The organism is Shewanella sp. GD03713, assembly GCF_029843705.1.
GTDB lineage: Bacteria > Pseudomonadota > Gammaproteobacteria > Enterobacterales > Shewanellaceae > Shewanella.
Genome location: NZ_JAOCIW010000001.1, coordinates 2,690,729 through 2,713,337, shown reverse-complemented (window position 1 = coordinate 2,713,337; position 22,609 = coordinate 2,690,729). Strand labels below are relative to the sequence as shown.

General features: G+C 47.5%; 14 protein-coding genes. 6 read left to right on the top strand and 8 right to left on the bottom strand.

Annotation, left to right across the window (positions count from 1 at the left end; all coding sequences use genetic code 11):
- Nucleotides 1–40: 40 nt before the first annotated feature.
- Together N5E87_RS11965 and N5E87_RS11960 are read left to right on the top strand one after the other, a co-directional pair.
- Nucleotides 41–805 (top strand): hypothetical protein, encoded by a 765-nt coding sequence (locus tag N5E87_RS11965; protein ID WP_086904030.1) that lies wholly within the window; start codon nt 41–43, stop codon nt 803–805.
- A 387-nt stretch (nt 806–1,192) separates the two neighbouring features.
- Complete coding sequence (locus N5E87_RS11960) at nt 1,193–2,806, top strand: IS1634 family transposase (protein ID WP_218558478.1); 1,614 nt, start codon at nt 1,193–1,195, stop codon at nt 2,804–2,806.
- A 167-nt stretch (nt 2,807–2,973) separates the two neighbouring features.
- Here the strand turns inward: N5E87_RS11960 and N5E87_RS11955 are convergent, their stop codons facing one another.
- The 6 genes from N5E87_RS11955 to N5E87_RS11930 form a co-directional block, all read right to left on the bottom strand.
- A complete protein-coding gene (locus tag N5E87_RS11955; protein WP_089067671.1) occupies nt 2,974–3,183 on the bottom strand; it encodes a hypothetical protein in 210 nt (69 codons plus the stop codon).
- 209 nt (nt 3,184–3,392) lie between these two features.
- Entirely contained in the window at nt 3,393–3,776 is a 384-nt protein-coding gene (locus N5E87_RS11950; protein WP_086903983.1) for a VOC family protein, read from the bottom strand.
- Between the two features lie 117 nt (nt 3,777–3,893).
- Nucleotides 3,894–6,023, bottom strand: coding sequence for an alpha-amylase family protein (locus N5E87_RS11945; protein ID WP_089067672.1), 2,130 nt, complete (start codon nt 6,021–6,023; stop codon nt 3,894–3,896).
- Between the two features lie 87 nt (nt 6,024–6,110).
- On the bottom strand, nt 6,111–8,156 hold the full coding sequence (locus tag N5E87_RS11940; protein ID WP_086903981.1) for a glycoside hydrolase family 13 protein: 2,046 nt from the start codon (nt 8,154–8,156) through the stop codon (nt 6,111–6,113).
- Nucleotides 8,157–8,225: 69 nt separating this feature from the next.
- Complete coding sequence (locus N5E87_RS11935) at nt 8,226–9,716, bottom strand: tryptophan halogenase family protein (protein WP_086903980.1); 1,491 nt, start codon at nt 9,714–9,716, stop codon at nt 8,226–8,228.
- A 111-nt stretch (nt 9,717–9,827) separates the two neighbouring features.
- Nucleotides 9,828–12,551 carry a TonB-dependent receptor gene (locus N5E87_RS11930; RefSeq protein WP_089067673.1) on the bottom strand — a complete coding sequence of 908 codons (2,724 nt, stop codon included), beginning with the start codon at nt 12,549–12,551 and terminating at the stop codon, nt 9,828–9,830.
- A 498-nt stretch (nt 12,552–13,049) separates the two neighbouring features.
- Between N5E87_RS11930 and N5E87_RS11925 the strand changes: the two genes are divergently transcribed.
- The 4 genes from N5E87_RS11925 to N5E87_RS11910 all read left to right on the top strand — a co-directional run bounded on the left by N5E87_RS11925 (nt 13,050) and on the right by N5E87_RS11910 (nt 19,848).
- Nucleotides 13,050–14,672, top strand: a complete 1,623-nt coding sequence (locus N5E87_RS11925) for an alpha-glucosidase (protein WP_086903251.1) — start codon at nt 13,050–13,052, stop codon at nt 14,670–14,672.
- 126 nt (nt 14,673–14,798) lie between these two features.
- Nucleotides 14,799–16,070 (top strand): sugar MFS transporter, encoded by a 1,272-nt coding sequence (locus tag N5E87_RS11920; protein WP_086903252.1) that lies wholly within the window; start codon nt 14,799–14,801, stop codon nt 16,068–16,070.
- Nucleotides 16,071–16,222: 152 nt separating this feature from the next.
- Nucleotides 16,223–17,437, top strand: a complete 1,215-nt coding sequence (locus N5E87_RS11915; protein WP_086903253.1) for an RsmB/NOP family class I SAM-dependent RNA methyltransferase — start codon at nt 16,223–16,225, stop codon at nt 17,435–17,437.
- A 152-nt stretch (nt 17,438–17,589) separates the two neighbouring features.
- Entirely contained in the window at nt 17,590–19,848 is a 2,259-nt protein-coding gene (locus N5E87_RS11910; RefSeq protein WP_086903254.1) for an EAL domain-containing protein, read from the top strand.
- Nucleotides 19,849–19,900: 52 nt separating this feature from the next.
- On the opposite strand, the gene N5E87_RS11905 is transcribed toward N5E87_RS11910, so the two are convergent.
- A complete protein-coding gene (locus tag N5E87_RS11905) occupies nt 19,901–20,911 on the bottom strand; it encodes a D-alanine--D-alanine ligase (RefSeq protein ID WP_011622892.1) in 1,011 nt (336 codons plus the stop codon).
- 263 nt (nt 20,912–21,174) lie between these two features.
- Nucleotides 21,175–22,575 (bottom strand): asparagine--tRNA ligase, encoded by a 1,401-nt coding sequence (gene asnS / locus N5E87_RS11900; RefSeq protein WP_086903255.1) that lies wholly within the window; start codon nt 22,573–22,575, stop codon nt 21,175–21,177.
- Nucleotides 22,576–22,609 lie beyond the last annotated feature (34 nt).

Sequence of the window (22,609 nt, the reverse complement as noted above, 5' to 3'; positions counted from 1 at the left end):
CAAGGTCACTTGTATAAATCTTGATCAGGAAAAACAGGATATGCATCAGTCTCCTCACTTCAGAGGATACAATCATTCTGTCGATTGTGATGCAACATTTGGTCTAGATAGAGTTGCAGGTGTTGAGTCTCCAACAACATCGGCTCAATCGAAATTTGTTAAGAGTGATTCAATATCAGATGTTTTTCATCTTAAACGCCCTAAAAATCAATTCGCGAAGAAAGAACCGAAAGGTATCGACCTTACTAAGGAAAAGAAAATAAGTAATCGACGCGGAAAAAGTGTCACGGGAGAAGAGTTCTTCGGTGGCTCTAAGTATTACTCTGTGCGATCTTTAGTATCTAAGTTTATAAGATACAGAAAAGATAACTCATTATCAGAACATAAAATAAACATACAGGGAAAAGATATTAGCTATAAGTCGCTGTTTAAAGGTATTTATAAACAACTTATTACTGCCCTTCCGGATGAAAATTTAATTTATTGGGGAGTAGCTTTCATCGATTATATTGAAAAAAAGGAATGCTACAAAGTTACTTTCGGTGAAACTCTTGAGCATGGAGGTAATGATATTCGGCCGTCATTTTTTATATCTAGAACAATGATTGCCGAGTATCCTGTGAGAAATCTAGTTGTGAAGAGGTTAGAAAAAATATCAAAGGAAAGTGACAAAAGAGCATTTGTTTTCATTTATTCTAAACCTCATTCGTCAGGAGATAGTTATATTAATTTTGACTTGGAAAGTCTGGACTATTTAGAAATACGATATTTGGACTTGTTTGATGATCTTAAGAAAAAAATATAACAAGGCCAAGCACATCGCCCGCAAAAAGTGCGGGCTGGACCTCGCTACGCTCGGCTCGTGTTGGCGGCGTTAACCCATAGAAGTTTTAATCCGAAATTCACTAATCCGAGCTAAAAGTCTAACGCGAAATTGTCCCAAAGCATGCTGTGTGTTTCTTTAAAACATACAGACTACGCTAATGCTAAACAGGTGAGCCATGGTGATTAGCGATACGACCGTCCGCCCCATGGCCGCTTTTTGGCATCTATGCTATCGCGGTATTTGTGAATCCATTCACATCAGACAGGCGGCCCTACATCCGTCATTCCGCACCTAATTTTCGATTTAAAAAAACTTGACGGCGATCGGCCATTCTGATCTATTACTACTTTTTGCAGGTAGATCATTATGGCCACTCCCGCTATCGCTATTCGTAACCTCGACCACCTTGGTTTGGTCGCTGCACTCTGCCAAGAACTCGGCATTGCTCGCATGATTGATGCGGTGCTCCCCAAAACGCCGCCCTACAAAGTTTCACATGGTGAAGCCTTGGTGGCGATGATTCTGAATGGTCTTGGCTTTCATAGCTCCACCTTGCACATGTTCCCGCAATTCTTTGCCAACAAGCCTGTAGAGCGTCTGATTGGCCCTGGGATCTGTGCCGATGACCTAAATGATGACGTGCTCGGCCGCTGCCTTGATGCCCTCTTTGAGGCCGATGTCAGCACGCTTTATCAGGTGATGGCGGAACAGGTCGTCGAGCGATTGGAGCTCAAAAGTACCGCAGTACACCTCGATATCACCAGTTTCCACGTCGATGGTGCCTATGACCAAGTCGATGGCGAACAGCTCGGTAAGTTGCAATTGGTACGGGGCTACAGCCGCGACCACCGGCCAGAGCTAAACCAGGTTATCCTGGAACTTATCTGCGAAAATCAAGCCGGCCTGCCCATTTATATGCAAGCCTTGAGTGGCAATAGTAATGATACCAAGGCCTTTGCCCAGACCGTACGGCGCCACTTGAGCAGTCTCAAGGCCGCGCAGGAGAGTCGTTATCTGGTCGGCGATGCGGCGCTGTATTGCACCGACACCTTGCAACTACTGGCACAACAGCAACAGTTGTTCGTGACTCGTGTGCCTGTCACCCTCAATGAGGCCAAGCGAGCCGTGGCAACCATTGGCACCCAGTCGCTGGTTGCGCTGGGCAATGGCTATCATGGCTGTTGGCAAAGCGCCAATTATGCCGACGTCGCGCAGCGTTGGTTGCTGGTGCGCAGCGAACAGGCTAGCCACCGTGAGCAGCAAACATTAGCCAAAAACCTACTGAAAGACAGCACGCGTGAGCTGAAAGCCTTTGGCAAATTATGTGCTCAGCGTTTTGCCTGCGAGGCCGATGCGCAGGCTGAATTAGCCCGTTTTGCAGCCAACTTAAATCTGCTGCAACTGGAAGCAGAGGTCGTGAGTGAACCTCTCTATGCTGGGCGCGGAAGGCCGCAAAAGGGTGAAGTGCCGGTGAGCTACCAATTTCACATCAAGGGGTTAGCCGCAAGTAGCTTGGCGCGGGTAGCAGAGGCACGCAACCAGACTGGGGTGTTCATCCTCGCGACCAATGATCACAGTGAAACGCTCACCATGGCTGAGCTGTTGGCAATCTATAAAGCCCAGCAGAACGTCGAGCGTGGGTTTCGCTTTCTGAAAAGTCCCGAATTTTTAACCTCGTCGTTGTATCTTAAAAAACCAGAACGTATCGAAGCATTACTGATGGTGATGACCTGTAGCCTGATGATTTATGCGGCGCTGGAGCACCGTATCCGGCAGGGCTTAGTAGAGCAGAATCGCAGTGTGGCGGACATGAAAAAGAAACCCACGCAAAAACCAACTGCGCGCTGGATCTTTTTACGCTTTGGCGGGGTACACGAGTACCAGTTAGGAGAGGCGCCACCTCAGGTCACGGGGCTAACGGCCGACCAGCAGATCATTCTCGACGTGTTAGGTGAACGCTATCGGCAAATTTATTCCTAAATCAGGTGCGGAATGTCGGCTACATCCACGGATGGACTCGCTGCGGATCTTCGAGCAAATGCTAAGGCTTACTCATTCGTAGGAACAGCATGTTTGCCCGTCACTCAAAAATTTTATCTTTTCTTATCTGAACGTATTCTTAGTTTTTAGAGCTTCATATATTAAAATCATACTCTTACAAAATAGGGGAGTGCGATAAGGGCGATGCCGATGGCGATAAGTAGCGCGAGATTGGTGACAAAATAAGGGTAAATCATTAGGGTGAGGCCGACGGCCAGAGGGATGGGGGCGGCTTGGCGCTTGCCGTAGGTGAAAAAGCCAAGACCAAAGAGGCCAAAGACTAAACTCCATAACAATAATGCTGGATTATCAAACACCTTGAGTTCCTCAATGATTAGCGCTTGGTAAGCGCCGACCTGTTACTGTGTCATATTGGTCAAACGATGGGTTAGGACTGCTCCGCTGAATTGAGTCTACTGCTAAAAATTCCTTGGCGTAATTAAGCTTTATTCATCTTATTCGTTGCGTGAATCCACTATTTTAGTGCACTGTTTTATTTATATTTTTAATACAGTGAGGATTCTGGTTATAGCTCATATAACTCTAAGGGTAAGCCGTCGGGATCGCTAAAGAAGGTGAACTTTTTGCCTGTGTATTCGTCGATGCGGACAGGTTCGACGGCGATATCATGGGCCGTAAGATGCTCGATCGCCGTTTCAATCGATGTGACGCGAAAGGCGAGATGTCTAAGGCCGCATGCCTCTGGATAGCTAGGGCGTTTGGGAGGATTTTCGAAGGAAAACAACTCGATTTGGCTCATATCCGGCAGTTGTAAATCGAGTTTGTAAGACTGGCGCGCCTCACGATAATGCTCTGCAAGCACGCTAAGGCCAAGAATAGTCACATAAAAGTGTTTGGACTTTTGATAGTCACTGCAAATAATCGCTGCATGGTGAATGCCGAGTAACATGGCTTGCCTCTGTACTGTTTAACTGATGTTTACGCTAGTGTGTTTTAAAAAAGCCAGAGTCACAACTAAGTGTGACTCTGGCGCTCACCTAAGATTTTTTCTTACTTCGCTAGCGGGCTAATGGACGAGTTCAAATATCGCGGAGGAGAGAGGTGCAAGCTGCAACTGAACTTGTCCTTCACCTCGCTCGACAATTAACTGCGCCGTATGGTCTTCCAGTAAATCCTTAAGCGAATAGGTTGCATCGGTTAACTGCCATTGCGCAATCAGAGATTGGGGCAGTTTAAGTGAAAATGACTTGGCTTGGGTTTGACTAAAGTTACTGACAATAATCAGCTTTTGACCTTTGTTAGCGGCGGTATTGGCCTCAAAGCGGACAAAGGCAAAGGTTGAGTCATCATAACCCGTTGCGCTGCCATTGTTTGTCTTATTGTTAGCCTTATTGCTAGCCTTTGCAGCCGATACCGCGCTGCGGTTGGCAGCATCTAGCGAGTGATATTTCCCTAAGAGCGCGGGCGCATTTTTCCCCGTGCTCAGGTTCAATAATTTTTGGTAATAGGTACGTAGCGCAACTTCTGCGGCGGTTGATTGGCCACCATCAAATTTACCTTGATTCATCCAGCGCTGATGGGCGGGAACACCCGCATAATCAAAAATACTGGTGCGTGACGCATGGCCAAAGCCTAGGTTTTGCGTCGCCGCTTCTCCCACTTCTTGACCGAAATAAAGCAAGGTGGGTGAGGTACTTAAGGTCGCCGACACCACCATTGCAGGCAGGGCGTAGCGGGGATCGACCGCATCTGTTGAGGTGTTACCAGTTAAGGCGCCTAAAAAGGCGGCATTGGCGACGCGCTGTTCGTCGTGGTTTTCTAAAAAGTGCAGCATATGCGAGTCGATATCTTGCACTTTGGCCTGATCCGCGGCGATCTGTGCGGTACTTTTTTGTCCTGCCATAATGGCTTTGAGGGTGTCGTAAAGATCGACCTTGTCGTAGAGGTAATCCATTTTGCCGAGCTGAATATAGTCGCGATACAGCGCGGGGTTGTAGACCTCAGCTAAGATAAAGGCTTCTGGATGACTATGTTTTATATGACTATTTAAATAGCTCCAAAACTCGACGGGCACCATTTCGGCCATATCGTAACGAAATCCATCGACTCCCATCGTTAACCAATACTGGGCAATTTGATTGAACTTGATCCAAGAGTTAGGTAATTCATGACTATGTTGCTGCCAAAAAGCATAGTGCTGCTCGGCGCCGAGGGTGGCATAGCGTGGCGGCAGTGTAGGGAAATCATGGCTGCCATCGGGGCGGACACCGTAATTGATTTTAACGGTTTCATACCAGTCATTCATATCCGGCTTGGCAAGGCGTGAGCCGTTGCCCGTCCATTTGGCGGGGATCTCTTCAAATTGACCATCACTTAGGGGATGCGACTCGCCGCCTAACGGTTTGAGGCTATCAGGCAAATCTGGCACTTGAAAGCCAGAGGATTGCTTTTTATCAGTCACATAGTAAAAGTTATTATGCTTTTCATATTCAAGGGTTTGATTATCGTCTTCACCAAAATCGCGTACGCCCTCGGGCTTAGTGATGGAATGGTAATTACGCGCCACATGGTTGGGCACTATATCGATAATCACTTTTAAGCCTTGCTTGTGGGTGCGCTCGATCAGTGCCTGAAACTCCTGTAAACGGTTGGCGGGATCGACCGCTAAATCGGGGTTTACGTTGTAATAATCTTTAACCGCATAGGGCGAACCGGCGCGGCCTTTAACCACATCTGGATCATCGTGACTTACGCCAATTGCGCTGTAATCGCCAATTAAGGCGTGGTGGGGCACACCCGTATACCACACATGGGTAACGCCTAAGTCTTTGATACTTTTGAGCGCTGTGTCATCAATATCATTAAATTTACCCACACCGTTTTCGCTAATCGTGCCCCAAGGTTTATTGGTGGTGTTTTTATTGCCATAGAGTCGGGTAAAAATTTGATAAACAACGGGCTTAAACTTGTCTGCTTGCTCGCCATTGTGACGGGCTGGCAGGATATCGCCTTCGGCCACATTTGGATTGGCTGCCATGGTTTTAGCCGCCACTGCTTGTAACGCCGTAGCTTGAGTGGTGATTGCTGGGGCGGCCATGGTGCAAAAGGTGCTAATGCTGCTGAGGGCTAATAGGGTTAATCCCTGTTGCCAGCGATAAGCGCGACGTTTGCTACTGTTAGATAATAGAAAATTCAACCTAGGTTCCTTTACTGACTTGGCGGCCAAACTATGGCTTGGCCGCGCTGTTAGCTAAGTATGTTTAGCTGTTTGATTGTGTATGGGTTATTGGCGATTAAGCTCAAGCAACATAACGCCAGCATGTGGCAGAGTAACTGATTGATTAAGCTTGAACTTATCCCCTGTGAAGACTGAGTTTGCCGAGCTATTGCTCGCCAATACCTTACGAAAGCGGCTTAACTCCAGCGTTTGTGCTTGGTCATTCTTGTTGTAAATCACCATCACTTTATCCGCATCGGCTTGGTAGCAGGCATTGCCCGCTGTGGCATGTTTAGCGACGCATCGAAATTGCACATAAATGCCGTTTTGCGGCACAAAGTGCAGTAAATCGCCCGTTTGCAGCGCGGCTGAATGTTTACGGTAATTGAGTAGGGTGCGTACAAACGCAAGCGCTTGTTGCTGTTTTGCGTTTAGCCCTTTACCGCTAAAACCGCTTACCTTGTTATTGGCAAAGCCACCCGGAAAATCGCTACGCACTACACCGTCGTGGCGGCCTTCGGTTGGGCTGGTCATCAATACTTCTGTGCCGTAAAACAGCTGTGGAATGCGTTTGGCCGTTAACACATAGGTGAGGGCCATTTGGTACAGCGGCAGGTTTTCTTTCAGCAGACTATAAATCCGATTGGTGTCGTGGTTGCCTTCAAAGAGGACTAACTGGCTTGGGTTAGCATACACCACATCATTCGCTAACATCTCGTAAAGCTTGATAAAACCAGTATCCCAGCCTTCGGGCTCGTTTAGGCTTTCAACCAGCTTTTCATAGAGCGGAAAGTCCATCAGGCTAGGTAAATCCGAGCGATAGCCATCGGCATTGATTTTGCCTTTTTGCCAATAGGAGACGGTAATGGGATTGGCGGTCCACTCTTCGCCGACAATATTAAAATGTGGGTATTCGGCCATTAAGGCCTTTGACCATTGGGCTAAAAAGGTTTTATCGGCGTAGGAATAGGTGTCTTCGCGAATACCCGAAAGCCCTGCGTATTCCACCCACCAAATGCTGTTTTGAATTAGATAAGTCGCAAGCTTAGGGTTGCGCTGATTGAGATCGGGCATCGAATCGACAAACCAACCGTCGACAAAGTCACTTTTATCCTGTGTGTCGGCGTAGGGATCTTGCACTGTGGTGCGTCTATGACTGGTAAAACTCGGGCTGGTAGAACTAGGGCTGGTAGAACTAGGGCTGGTAGAACTGGCAGCTTGAGCCGTATTAGCATCAGTGACATTGGGCTGCAGTGGGACATTGAGCCAATCACTGCTCGGTAAATCCTTTAACCACCAATGGTTTGAGCCAATATGGTTAAGCACTACGTCTTTAATCACCCCAAGACCATGCTGTTTGGCCTCTGTGACTAACTTTTGGTAATCCTGATTGCTGCCAAAACGCGGGTCGACCCGATACAGATTGGTTATGGCGTAACCATGGTAGGAGTATTGGGCTTGGTTATTTTCAAGTAGTGGGTTGATCCACAGCTGGGTGACACCTAATTTGGCTAAGTAATCTAAGTGCTGGCGTATACCTTCGATATCGCCGCCATGGCGACCATCGGAATTATCAGGCGCCGCATGCTCGAGCATATCGGCCTGATTATCATTGCTTGGGTTGCCATTGGCGAATCGGTCTGGGGTGATAAGGTAAATCACATCTTTATTGCTAAAGCCTTGGCGTTCGCGGCTGCCATCTGCCCGCGCAGCTAAAGTGTAGGGCAGTTGGAAGAGCTGCTTGTCGCCTGCGACAATGCGGATATCAAAGGTCTGCGGCTTGGCTTGGCGCAAATCTAAATTGATAAACAAATAATGGGGATTATCCGTCTGCTCAATCCCTTCAAACACCACATCTTGGCCAGTAATCTCAACCTTAAGTTGCGTAGCATCCGCGGGCAGTGCATTGCTGTGGAGCATCAGTTGCAGCTTAGGATTATGCATGCCCGCCCACCAAGAAAGTGGTTCGATTGTTAAAGGTGCCGTTGAGCTCTCTTCTGTAGGAATAAGGTTTGCTGATAATAAAGCTGCAGAACCAATAGTATCTGCTTGTGTATTCCAGCTAAATAGCAGACTAATGCTAAGTAAAAGATGTTGTCGTTTTAAGATCATAAGTGTTCCTTACTTCCTAACAAGTTGAGAATGCGTAGTACCCTTCAAGTAAATGTTAACCGTATGGCATTAAACCAACTGTGCGAGATATTGCTCATGAGTTGGCATTTTACTGACGCTATTATTTATTATTGCTCTGATATTACTAAAAAATTCAGCTAAGTCTTGTTGTTCAATCGTGTGAGCTAATGGATTAAAATCCTGGGGAATTATCCCTTGACCTAGCATGACTTGAGCCCAAGCCATTTCCGTGAAGAGTTCTTCTTTATGCCTGAAAATTGAGCCGGTTTGATTAAATAAGGTAATTTTTTGCTGCAAACTTTCAGGTACTTGCATCCGTTGACAGGCGTGCCAAAGAGAGTCTTGATTCGATACTGATCTTTGATTGAGATGATAGTGCAGGATAATAAAATCCCGGATTTGTTCGAATTCGAGTTGAGATTGGCGATTAAACTCATCCACATTGGCTTGCTCAACACCTTGGTGGGGAAAGAGTTTCGTTAATCGAATGATGGCCGATTGCACTAAATGAATACTTGTAGATTCAAGGGGTTCTAAAAAGCCACTCGATAGACCAATCGCTACACAATTATGTTGCCACTGCTTTAGCCTACGCCCAGGAATAAATGATATTTTTTTGGGTTCACAGAGTGGCTTGCCATCAAGCGTCGACAGTAACTTTGCCTTTGCTTCGTCATCACTCATGTAGCGACTAGAGTAGACAATGCCATTTCCCGTTCTATGTTGCAGTGGGATCCGCCATTGCCATCCCGCCTCATGGGCAATGGCTCGTGTGTAAGGGGGGATCTCAGCGACTTTTTCACTGGGTACCGCGAAAGCACTGTCACACAGTAGCCAATCTTGGTAACTCTCATAGCCAACATTAAGTGTTTTTCCAATCAAAAGGGCGGCAAAGCCTGAGCAATCGATAAAGAAGTCGCCCTGGACTTCTACGCCAGAGATTAGACTGAGGCTAGCGATATGGCCATTTTCACTGCGGTTGACAGTTTCAACTTTACCTTCAATACGTTTTACACCCGCTTTTTCACTATATTGTCGCAGTAATTGAGCGTAGCAAGCGGCATCAAAATGATACGCATGAGTTATCCCCGCTAAAGGTGAGTGGGGAATATGTTCAATAGCTTGAAATTTATGGTTTATTGCAGCCTGGTAATTGAGCGAGTAATCCCAAAATGCGGTGATAGTTTGGGGTTTTGTACTTAGCCAATAGTGGTGGAATTGAGTAAACCCTATGTCTTTGCCAAAGTTACCAAAGGCATGCATATAGCTATCACCCTGACTCCCCCAGTGCTCAAATTGAATACCGAGTTTAAAGGTGGCATGGGTTGCTTTGATAAATTCGTTTTCGGGGATCCCTAGAACACTGTTGAATAATTGCAGTGGTGGGATTGTGGCTTCACCAACCCCAATGGTGCCAATGTCAGCAGATTCTACAAGGGTAATATTGAGGGTTTGTTTAAATAACTTGGCGAGAAGTGCTGCCGTCATCCAACCCGAAGTACCGCCACCCACAATGACAATATCTTTGATTTGACCCATGGTTTAGCCCTTCGTTAATTAAGTAGGCTGATGATTTAATAGACATGAGAGGGTGTGACAAATATAAAAAGAAAAGCCTCTGCAATAATTGCTGAGGCTTTGCTGTCACTGTTAGAACTTATAGTTGGCGCCTAACATGAAGTTACGGCCATAGTTTTGGTAGTCACGTACTAAACGTTGGTCTGAACCTGTATAAGAGGTGAAAGGTTCATTGGTTAAGTTGTTGACTTGGAAAAGAACCGATAATCCGTATAGAGACTCTATGCCGCTCTCGCTGAAGTCATAGCTGACTTGAGCATCGACCACGGTTTCCGCTTTAATGTTCACGTTTTCACGTTGCAGACTGATCTTAGTCACTTCGCCGAGGAAGTCACTGCGGTAACGAGAGCTAATACGCGCTTCAAAGCCTGAGTTTTCATAATAAACGGTTGCGTTTAAGGTCTTTTCAGACAAACCAGGTAGAGTTGTTGGTGCACTGCTTGGTGTCTCTTTCACCTCACTGTCGTTGTATGAACCACTTAAGACTGTACCGAAACCACTTAGCACATCTGCAAACATGCCAAAGTCTAATGACACTGCAGCTTCAATCCCTTGAACATAACCACCTTCACCATTTTGTGGTTGGGTGATCACACCGATTGGATTACCTGGTACGCCTGGGAAGAGGGTACTGAAGTCGAAATCCACTTTTTGATCATAGACATAGTTTTCTAGGTCTTTGTAGAACACTGCGACAGAGAAGTAGCCTTGATCGCTAAAATAGTTTTCATAACTTAAGTCATACTGACGTGCTAACCAAGGACGAAGTTCTGGGTTACCCGCGTTACCTGTCCAGTTAACGCCATCATTTGGATTTTGGTTATAGCTGTAGTTCAAGTTGGCATTCATCTTATCCATACGTGAACGAGTCAAGGTACGCGCCGCGGCAAAACGTACGACTTGGCTATCTGCTACTTCAAAGCTTAAGTTTAAGCTTGGTAGCCATTCGACATAGGAATCACCTGCCGTGCGTGGTGTTAATTCAACAATCCCATCTTCGACTGTTGCAACTGTACCGTCTGATGATTGATCGGTATACACAGCTTGAAGGCCAGCATTACCAGTGAATGGAATACCAAATACTTCAGACTCTAGATTCGCTAAGACATAACCCGTTGTCACTTTTTCCTGTACTGCCCAAGAGTTAGTGGCACGAGATAAGTCTACATCGGCGACGTCGGTCTCGATATAGTTGCCGTCATTATAGAATGCTAATGAGTCATAGCTCAGTACATCACCCATACCAAAGAAGGCGAGGGATGTTGGATCGAGTAGGTATTTGTCAGGAACCGTCATCGTATAATCAGCTGAACCATCATAGCCTTTTAGCGTTAAATAGTAGCCTTTGTCGATTTTGGTTTTATCACGGTCGGTGCGGTTAACACCAAACTCAATGCTGCGAACCGCGCCACCATCGAGAATGTATTCAGCACTTAGACGGAAAGACTTTAGTTCATCTTCAATTTCGGGTTTGTTAATAAAACCGTCCTGAGTATTGGCGCCAAGTGGGCTACCCCAACCGAGAGGATCGCCAAGTTTGATAACGTTTTTATCTGCATAATCCAGGTTGTGATCAAAAACATATCCACCTTTGCCATTGTAGGCAAAGCTTAAATCATCCACTGCCCCTACACCTGTGCCGCGACCAGTACCTGAGTAGCTCTCCATACCAATGTCGGTACGATTGGCTTTAGACAGGGACAAGTCCGCTTCAAGGTTCCAGCTATCGTTGATGCTGAATTTGTTGTTCCAGCCGATAGACAAGGAATCTGCATCACGTTTATTTACGTCGTTACGCACAACGACTTCAGCACCTTTGATGACGCCTTCAGTCACTAAGCCATCGACAGTTGTCGTGGCAACCACTCCGCCGTTAGTTCCCCAAGCCGCGGGGATCTCAATACCACGTAGGCGTTGATCATCGACAAATTTTGAATAGTAAAGATCGAGAGTCGAGTGGAAACGATCGTTCGGAGCGTACTCTACGACGGCCAGTACGCCATCACGTTCTAATTCGCTAGAGCGGACAAAAGGTTTAGCTCCACCTAACACGCTATCGCCATTGGCATTTTCAGGATAACCCCAAGCTTGCCAACGTTCTTCTTGGTTAGGTGATACCATGCGCGCATAACCGACTGCCACACCTAAGGTATCATCGGCAAATTGGTCAATATAAGAAATGCTACCGCGATAGCCTTTATCGTCAGAGCCGCTGTTAAGGGCACCGAGATCGTTCATCTCGCCACGTACAGCGACAGCAATTGTTTGCTCACCATGTGCAAGAGGGCTAATCGTTTGCATATCGACGGTACCGCCGATGGCTTGCGCCATTACCGAAGCATCTGGAGTTTTATAAACAACTACGCGGTTTAATAATTCGGATGGATATTGGTCAAACTCTACACTACGGTTATCGTTAACTGAGGCTTGTTCACGGCCATTGAGTGTTGCGGTTGTAAAATCAGGTCCCATACCACGGATTGAAATCACGTTCGCACGACCATCTAAACGTTGTGCCGATACACCTGGTAGACGGGCAAGTGATTCTGCAATACTTACGTCGGGTAATTTACCAATGTCTTCTGCTGAAATCGCTTCAACAATAGAAGATGATGACATTTTTAAAGATTGAGATTCTTGCAGGCTACGGCGGATACCTGTTACTTGGATGACTTCAATATTGTCATCTTGTGCTGCGGTTGTTTGTGCAGTCGCATCATCTGCTGCGTAGGAGTGCATACTGGCGCCTGCAGCAACGAGTGCTAAGGTCAGCAAGCTGGGTTTAAATCGCATCATTTCTATCTTCCCCTTGAAGTCGCTTTTTACCGCTTATGTAGAGCGTTTTATCGTTATTACCGCATTGTTTTTGCGGCCTTTTTTTGGTATCTCGGCGCTTAATTGACTGCATAAGTGCTGCGTTTATGACCAAATTGTTATGCAACGGTGAAGATACTACTCCCGAGAATCTTGGCGTCACAATATTGTGCATACGTATTCAATAGGTCATTGGCCTGCCAAAACCGGCATTTCGGCCAAAAAAACTCCGATTTTATCTCCGGCTATTTCAACGCAACCTTATGTTAGTAAAGGGTTAATTTTATCTTAATAAGACAAGTCTAATGATAGTCCGTTTTGCATACGTATGCAGGCGTATTGAACCTTATTTCCCTGTTCACGTATGCTCGTTGCCACTAATACAAGCCGTAGCGCCTTTACTCCGCAGTAACATGATTGTAACTGCTCATGAGAGAGTTTTTGGGTTAGCGCGCTGAAGAATAAGGATAAAGGGGCAATATGAGTGAGTTAACTTGGTGGCGTGGAGCCGTGATCTATCAAATCTATCCACGTAGCCTTTTGGATACTAATGGTGATGGCGTTGGCGATCTGCGCGGTATTATCACCAAGTTGGACTATATTGCCAGCCTGAATGTGGATGCCATTTGGATTTCGCCGTTCTTTAAATCGCCCATGGACGATTTTGGTTACGATATCAGTGACTATCGTGAGGTCGATCCCTTATTTGGTTCAATGCAGGATTTCGATGAGCTGATTGAAAAAGCCCATCAACGCGGCATTAAAGTCATTATTGACCAAGTGCTAAGCCATACCTCAGATCAGCATGCTTGGTTTTGTGAGAGCCGCGAGAGCCGCACCAATCCTAAGGCCGATTGGTATGTGTGGGCCGATCCTAAGGAAGATGGAACGGCGCCAAACAACTGGTTAGCGATTTTCGGTGGTTGCGCCTGGGAGTGGGAACCGCGCAGACAACAATATTATCTGCACAACTTTTTACGCAGTCAGCCCGATATTAACTTCCATAATCCTGAAGTGCGTCAAGCCGTGTTAGATAATGTGGAGTTTTGGTTGAAGAAGGGCGTCGATGGTTTCCGCTTAGATGCGATTACCTTCTGTTATCACGATGAGCAGCTGCGGGATAATCCGGCCAAACCTAAGGATAAACGCCAAGGTCGCGGATTCAGTGAAGATAATCCCTATGCCTATCAGTACCATTACTACAATAATGATCGTCCGCAAACAATTCTATTTATTGAAGAATTGCGCCAACTGATTAATCGCTATCCGGGTGCTGTGACCTTAGGCGAAGTCTCCGCTGAGGATTCTCTCGCCGTGATGGCTGCCTATACCAAGGGTGAAGACCGCTTACATATGGCCTACAGTTTTGAGCTGCTGACCGATGACTATAGCGCCGCTTATATTCGCCAAACCGTCGAGGCACTCGAAGCGAGTATTGGTGATGGTTGGCCTTGCTGGGCGATTGGTAACCACGATGTGCAGCGCGTCGCCAGCCGTTGGGGACGGGGCAAGCAAACCCACGACATGGTGAAAATGCTTAATGCCATGCTCAGCTCACTTCGCGGTAGTGTTTGTAGTTACCAAGGGGAAGAGCTCGGCTTAACCGAGGCGCCAATTGAATACCATGAATTGCAGGATCCCTTCGGTAAAACCTTCTGGCCGATGTTTAAGGGCCGTGATGGTTGCCGCACTCCGATGCCGTGGGAACAACGCGCCGATTTTAGCGGCTTTAGCCAAGTGACACCTTGGTTGCCTGTGGCGAATGCACACAGAGCACTGGCGGTGGATGTGCAGGAGGCCGATCCCGCTTCAATGCTGCAGGGCTATCGTCAGTTCCTCGCGTGGCGCAAAGGCTATCCTATTTTAATCGAAGGGGAGATTGAGTTCCTCGACGCGCCAGAACCCTTATTGGTATTTGTGCGCACGCTCGGTGAGCAAAAGTTACTGGTGTGCTTCAATCTGTTAGATCAGGAAATTGAATGGTCACTGAAGGAGCTCAACCTACAGCAAGAAATTACCGGTCACGGGTTGAAAACTGCGCAAAGGGTCGCCGACACATTGACATTTTCGGCCTACGCCTGCTTTTATGCGCTGTTGAACTAGTTTTCAACCGCGCATAACATCACTTCGGATGGGCAGCACAAATTCATTGTGACTGCCTGTCGTGGAACGAAAACGCCTAAGGGACATTCCCTTTAGATAATAAAAACATGATTAGAGAGCACAACTATGGCGTCATCTATAAACACCAGCAGCCACACGAGCAGCGTGAGTGAGGCGGGAAACGGTAATTATCGTTTTGCGTTAGTCTCATTGACCTCACTGTTTTTTATGTGGGGCTTTATTACTTGTCTGAACGATATTCTGATCCCCCATCTTAAGGCGGTGTTTTCACTCAATTACACCCAAGCGATGTTGATCCAGTTCTGTTTCTTTGGCGCTTATTTTCTGGTGTCGATCCCTGCGGGGCAGCTGGTTAAACGACTCGGCTATCAAAAAGGCATAGTCACAGGGTTAGTGATTGCGAGTATCGGCTGTGGTTTGTTCTATCCCGCCGCGTCCTTTGCCACCTACGGATTGTTCCTCGGCGCACTGTTTGTCTTGGCCTCAGGGATAACGATTTTACAAGTAGCGGCTAACCCCTATGTTAACGCGCTAGGTAGCAGCCAGACGGCATCGAGCCGCTTAAACCTGACGCAAGCCTTTAACGCGCTAGGGACCACAGTTGCGCCATTTTTTGGCTCGATTTTGATTCTGTCCGTTGCAGCCACGGCATCCTCTGAATTAGCGCAAGCCAATGCCGAGGCGGAAGTGGTTAAGCTGCCTTATTTGCTGTTAGCGACCGCCCTTGCAGTACTGGCGGTGATTTTCGCTAAGCTCGATTTGCCGGTGATCCGTGAACACAGTGAAGCCGCTGCGGGCGAAGTACAAACCCATTTAGGCAAGACTAGCGCGCTGCAAAGCACCCATTTGGTGTTAGGTGCGGTGGGGATTTTTGTTTATGTGGGCGCAGAAGTGTCGATTGGTAGCTTCTTGGTTAACTTCCTCGGCGAATCACACATCGTCGGCATGCCAGAAGAGCAAGCGGCCCATTACATCGCCTATTACTGGGGCGGCGCTATGGTCGGGCGCTTTATCGGCTCGGCGGTAATGCAAAAAATTCCTGCTGGCACAGTGCTGGCTTTCAATGCCTTGATGGCGGCATTGTTGGTGCTGGTGGCGATCACCAGCAGCGGCACGTTGGCGATGTGGGCGATTTTGGGCGTGGGATTATTTAACTCCATTATGTTCCCCACTATTTTCAGCTTAGCGCTGCGTGACCTCGGTCCGCACACGTCGCAGGGTAGCGGTATTCTCTGTTTAGCCATTGTGGGTGGTGCGATTGTGCCATTGTTACAAGGCGTATTAGCCGATAACTTAGGCATTCAATTGGCCTTTATTCTGCCAGTGGTGTGCTACGGTTTTATCCTGTTCTATGGCGCGAAAGGCTCTAAGATGTAACGGCATTGGCCGATTCGATAAAAGCGATCCCCATGGATCGCTTTTTTATTGGACTTTTTTGCCTCTAAAAGGCGACTGGGCATCAGTTTACTTGCGTATTAGTGCCTGACCTCCTATGATCCCTCGGTTTTATTACTCACGGTGACCTGTAAATGTTGAATTCTCCGCTTTCTGCCAGCTCGAATGAATTAGTGATCAGTATCTTAGCTATGGTACTGAGCGAAGGAAAACCCTTAGACCGGGCCTATTCTCAGCATTTTTCGGGGTTAAAGTTAGTACCCGCCGAACAGGCGCGTATTGCCACTGTGACGGGCGATATTTTGCGCCGGTTAAATCTGTATTGTTTCTTAGCCGAAATTAAGCCGGAAGAAATGGAGCGTTTAGGCTCCAAGCTGCTTAATGTGTGGCATTTATTCCACAAGCTAGAACTGCCTAAGATGCAGTATTCCTTGCCAGTCGATGCCGAGCGTTTAGCCGAGCGTATCGAGCAGGCGCAGCGCCAACCCGTACTTTGGCACGGTTGCCCAGAATGGTTAGATGCTATGGGTCAAGCCCAACTTGGTGCATCTTGGGAGAAGGAGCGCGCCGCCTTAAGCACTCCGCCTAAACGTTTCCTGCGGGTCAATGGTCTTAAAGTGAGTCGTGATGAGCTCGCGCAAAAACTGGCGGCCGAGTTTGTCACCACCCAAGCGGTGGAAGGTGTAGATTCCGCCCTTGAAGTGACCTCTGATTCCGCGCTGTTTCGCACTAACAGCTTTAAAGACGGTCTATTTGAGCAGCAAGATGCGGGCTCACAACGTGTGGCCGCCGCGCTCGATGCCAAACCGGGAATGCGAGTGATCGATGCCTGTGCGGGAGCGGGTGGCAAGACCCTACATATCGCCGCGCAGATGCAGGGCAAAGGCCGTTTATTGGCGATGGATGTGGAGCAATGGAAACTCGACAACCTCAAGGAACGCGCCCGCCGTAATGGTGCCCACAATATCGAAACCCGATTAATTGTTGGCTCAAAAACAATTAAACGCTTAAAACTCAGCGCCGATCGTGTACTGCTCGATGTGCCTTGCTCTGGCCTTGGGGTTTTAAAGCGCAATCCCGATGCCAAATGGCGTGATACCGCCGAACGTTTGCCGGTACTGATGGAGCTGCAAAAGCATATCTTAAGCAGTTATAGCCGCATGGTGAAGGTTGGTGGCATTGTGGTGTACGCGACCTGCTCAATTTTCCCCTGTGAAAACCGCGGCCAAGTGGATGCTTTCTTAGCGGAAAATCCCAATTTCCGTTTACTCGAAGATGAAACCATCAGCCCCGCCGAGACGGGTTTCGATGGCTTTTATTTAGCAAAACTTGAGCGAATTCAAGAATAAACCCGCGTTTTATCCCGCCACTAAAGCACGTTTTCATCCATCATTGAAAAGTTGCTTTAGTGCGCCTAAATACCTAAAATTCACCCCTGATTTACAAAGATTGTTCATCTTAGTAAGGTCGTTAACTTAAGCGCTAAATGACTAAGGGATGTATGGACGAAGGAATTGCGGTTACGGGCAGTATCGGCGAGATTAATGCTCAATTTAATCAAAGCGTTAGCTTAGAATGCTATAACGGCATCTTGTCTATGCTGCTCAATGGTGCGCCATTAGCAGAAATCCTCCATGCTTTAGTGTTAAAAATTGAAGATCAGCGTTTAGGCACGCATGCCTCCGTATTGCTACTCAGCGAAGACGGCAAAAAGCTGCTCACGGGCGCAGCGCCCCATTTACCCGATAGTTATAACCAAGCCATTCATGGGGTCGAAATTGGTCCTGGGGTTGGCTCCTGCGGTACCGCGGCATTTACTGGTCAGCGGGTGATTGTCGATGACATTGAACACCATCCCTATTGGGCACTCTATAAAGAGTTTGCATTAACCCACGGGCTGAGGGCTTGTTGGTCTGAACCCATCAAAGATACTCAAGGCAAGGTTCTAGGTAGTTTTGCCATGTATTATGAGGAGGTTAAATCGCCGACTGCCGCGGATTTAACCTTGATTGCCGAGGCGGCGAGACTGGCGAGTTTAGCGGTAGAGCGCAGTCGGTCACTCGAGTTTCAGCGCCTTGCGGTGAAAATATTTGATCGCCTACCTCTGTCGTTAGTCATCACCAATGCCAGCCATTCCGTGCTCTATGCTAACGATGCGTTTACCCAGATGGTTTATCCTGAAACCACTGATATTCATGATTTTTGCCCCGAACACTTTTTCTCTCCCTCTGAGCCCCACGAAATCGATTCGCTGTTTCAACATCTGTCTGAGGGCAAAATGTGGCAGGGTGAGTTGATTGGCCTGCGCAATAACGGTGAAACCTTTTACCTCGATTTAACCGTGACCGTGTTTCGTGAGCCCCATAGCAACGAGAATGGTTTTGCTTGGCTATTTTCTGATATCAGTGAGCGTAAAAAGGCGGCTCAGTTAATTAAGTATCAAGCCAACAATGATTCCCTCACTGGGCTGGCAAACCGTAATGCCTTGTTTAGACAAATCCAAGAGCTGATCTCCGCCGACAGCTTAACCCCAGGTTTTAGCTTTATGCTGATGGATTTGGACAACTTTAAACAAGTGAACGATACCTACGGCCACGACAAAGGGGATGCGCTGCTGGTGCAGGTCGTGGAGCAGATTAAGACCTGTTTAAATGAGCATGCGGTATTTTCACGCCTAGGGGGCGATGAGTTTGCGCTGCTGCTGCCGGGCCTTGTGACACAAAGAGAATTGTCACAACTGGCGGAGAAAATTAACCAGCAGGTTTATCGCCGTTATGAGCTGTCCCAAGATAAAGGGGTGTATAGCTCTGTGAGTATTGGGATTGCGCGCTTTCCCGAGGATGCGCTGGATTTGGAACAGCTCTTAAACTGCGCCGATCAGGCCATGTATATCTCCAAGGCCAATGGCCGTAACCGCTACCATTTTTTCACCGAGCAAATGCAGCAGAATGCCGAGCGTATTGCGAATTTACATACACTGTTGAAACAAGCCTTAGAGCAAGAAGCCTTCGAGTTGTATTTTCAGCCGATTGTGGATGCGACAACTGGGCTGGTTTTGCGGGCCGAAGTGCTACTGCGTTGGCAGCACGAGGGGCAGTTTATTTCCCCCGATGAATTTATTCCTATCGCCGAGAACAGCGGTTTAATCGTTAATATTGGTCGCTATGTACGTAAAGCTGTGATGCAAACCATTATCGACATGCAAGCACTGGGGTGGCCAATCAATTTAGCGGTTAACGTGTCGACCTTTGAGTTTTGGTCCCACGAGTTGCAGGATGCGTTTTGCGACTCCTTCGCCGATATTATCGAAGAGCTGGGGTTAATTGAGTTTCCCTACGAGCTTATCACCTTAGAAATCACCGAATCGCTGCTGATGAAACAGCATGTGCATTTAATCCAAGTGCTGAACGAGTTACGCGGCCGAGGCATTAAAATCTCCCTCGATGATTTTGGTACTGGCTATTCCTCTTTATCCTATTTGGCGAATTTCCCGATCGATCAAATCAAAATCGATAAGAGTTTTATCGATAGGTTAGATGAAGGGGAGCGCCACCTCGCACTGATTGAGGCGATTGTACGCTTAAGTCATGCGCTGAATTTGAGTGTGACGGCAGAAGGGGTGGAAACCGATGCGCAGCTTAAGGTGATGATGGAAAACCATATTCAAGAAATTCAAGGCTATATCTTTTATAAGCCCATGCCCAAGGCGGCATTTTTTGAGTTACTTGCCGAGCAAGCTGCGGCACATCACCATTCCTGATGAGTTCAAACTAACCTCAAAAAAGAAGAGCGCCATAGGCGCTCTTTGTTTATCACTTAGCCGCTAACTGGCCGTTAATCACCAAACTTAAGTATTCGGTAAAATCATGCCCATGGTTTTGTAACATTTTAGGGAACATCGAAATCGGCGTCGAACCCGGGAAGGTATTGATTTCATTCAATAGGATTTCATTATCTTGGGTTAAGAAAAAGTCGATACGTGACAGATGGCGAAGCTTCATGCCCTTAAAGGCTTTAATTGCATAGGCGCGGATCTGCTCGCTGATGTCAGTTGGTACGTTTTGCGCGACCACATCGGTGCGGGCCTTACTGCTCTTGGCGTATTTTTCATCGAAGGTGTAGAAGGTATTGCTATCGCAGATGATTTCGCCCGGCAGAGTCGCAACCACTTCGCCTTGATACTCATAAACGGCGACTTCAAGCTCACGGGCCTTAATGGTTTTTTCGACAATCACATAGGGCGCATAACCGAAGGCATCTTTTAACACGCCAGCGACTTTGCTGCTGTCATCGACTTTATAGCAACCTACAGAAGAACCTTGAGATGCGGCTTTGACGAAAATCGAACCCCAGTTTTCGAGCGCGGCTTGGGTTTGGGCAATCGCTTCATCATCGTATTGATTTAAGAAGATATAAGGTGTGTTAGGGATGCCTAGAGCACTGAACCACATCTTAGCGGTGATCTTGTTAAAACAGTTGCTGCTGGCTTCGGACTCGCAACCAAAGTAGGGCAGTTGGATAAGATTGAAGTAAGACTGAATGTCGCCTGTCTCGCCCGGATAGCCGTGAATACAAGGGATCACATAATCCACAGGCCAAGGCGCCTTGGTCTCATCACGGAAGCGAATTTCGCGGTTATTGGTCAGCTCACAGTCATCGCCTGCGGCGGTTTGGTATTGGCCAAACTTGTCCAGTACCACACGCAGTACATTAAACTGCTCGGATTTTGCTAATGAGGTTTCAAAATAATTAGCCGACAGTAGGGAAATATCGTGTTCCGCACTTCCACCGCCGCACAGCAAAAGTAAATTGATTTTTGACATTGTGATTCCTCGATTGAGCAAAATGCTGTTGAGTTGCCTTTTGCAACTCGCTTACTAACGACGACTAGGTGACTTCCTGCCACAGGGCTTTTATCTGCGCTAAACACATAAGTTAGCCGCAGCCATCTTAGATTTCTTGCCCCCTAAAGTGCAAGGACTCAGGCAAAGGAGTTTGACCGAGTGATGAATTTTAACGCATTTTTACTGGGCAATAAAAAACGCGCCGAGGCGCGTTTTAAAGTATGTGTCTTTTAACGGACAAATTAGAAGTTCGCAGTACGTGGAGCGCGTGGGAATGGGATCACGTCACGGATGTTCGATACGCCCGTCACGTAAGACACTAAACGCTCGAAGCCCAGACCGAAACCTGCGTGTGGCACTGTGCCGTAACGGCGCAGATCGCGGTACCACCAGTAATCTTCTTTGTTCAGATCCATTTCTTCTAAACGCATATCCAGTACGTCTAAACGCTCTTCACGTTGCGAACCACCGATGATTTCACCTATGCCTGGGGCTAACACGTCCATCGCGGCAACGGTTTTACCGTCTTCGTTAAGGCGCATGTAGAAGGCTTTGATATCTTTTGGATAGTTCTTCACAACCACAGGGGCTTTGAAGTGCTCTTCGGCCAGATAACGCTCGTGCTCAGAGGATAAGTCGATACCCCAAGACACAGGGAATTCGAACTCACGACCACATTTTTGCAGGATCTCAACCGCATCGGTGTAATCCACTTGGGCGAAATCACTTGATACGAAAGACTGCAGACGCTCAATCACAGTTTTATCCACGTGCTGGGCGAAGAATTGTAAATCGTCCATACGTTCAGCTAATACGGCGTTAAAGGCGTATTTCAGCATGCCTTCGGCAAGGCTTGCGATATCGCTTAAGGTCGCGAACGCCACTTCAGGCTCAACCATCCAGAATTCCGCTAAGTGGCGGCTGGTGTTTGAGTTTTCAGCACGGAACGTCGGGCCAAAGGTATAGATTTTTGACAGGGCACAGGCGTAGGTTTCGCCGTTCAACTGGCCCGATACGGTTAAGAATGCCTCTTTACCGAAGAAGTCTTTGTCATAGTCTACTTTGCCATCGCTGGTGCGTGGCAGGTTTTCCATATCCAGTGTGGAGACTCGGAACATTTCACCCGCGCCTTCACAGTCTGATGCGGTGATCAGCGGTGTAGATACCCACACGAAACCATTTTCGTGGTAGAAACGGTGAATCGCTTGAGACAAACAGTTACGTACGCGGGCAACGGCACCAATGATGTTGGTACGTGGGCGTAAGTGGGCCAGTTCGCGTAAATGCTCGATTGAGTGACGCTTAGCCGCCATTGGGTAAGTGTCTGGATCTTCAACCCAGCCTGTCACTTCAACGTTTGTGACTTGTAGCTCATAGGCTTGGCCAGCGCCAGGAGATTCCACAATCTCACCGGTTACGATCACAGAGCAGCCAGCTGTCAGCTTTAACACTTCGTTGTCGTAATTTTCTAAGCTATTTGGCACAACACCTTGAATAGGATTAAAGCAGGAGCCGTCATAGACAGCTAAAAAAGAGATGCCAGCTTTCGAGTCACGACGGGTTCTGACCCAGCCACGGACTGTGACTGTCGAACCAACTGCGTACTCACCTTTAAATACAGAAGCGACCGATGCAATGCTCATTGTTGCTTAGTTCTCCAACGAAACGTTTTATATG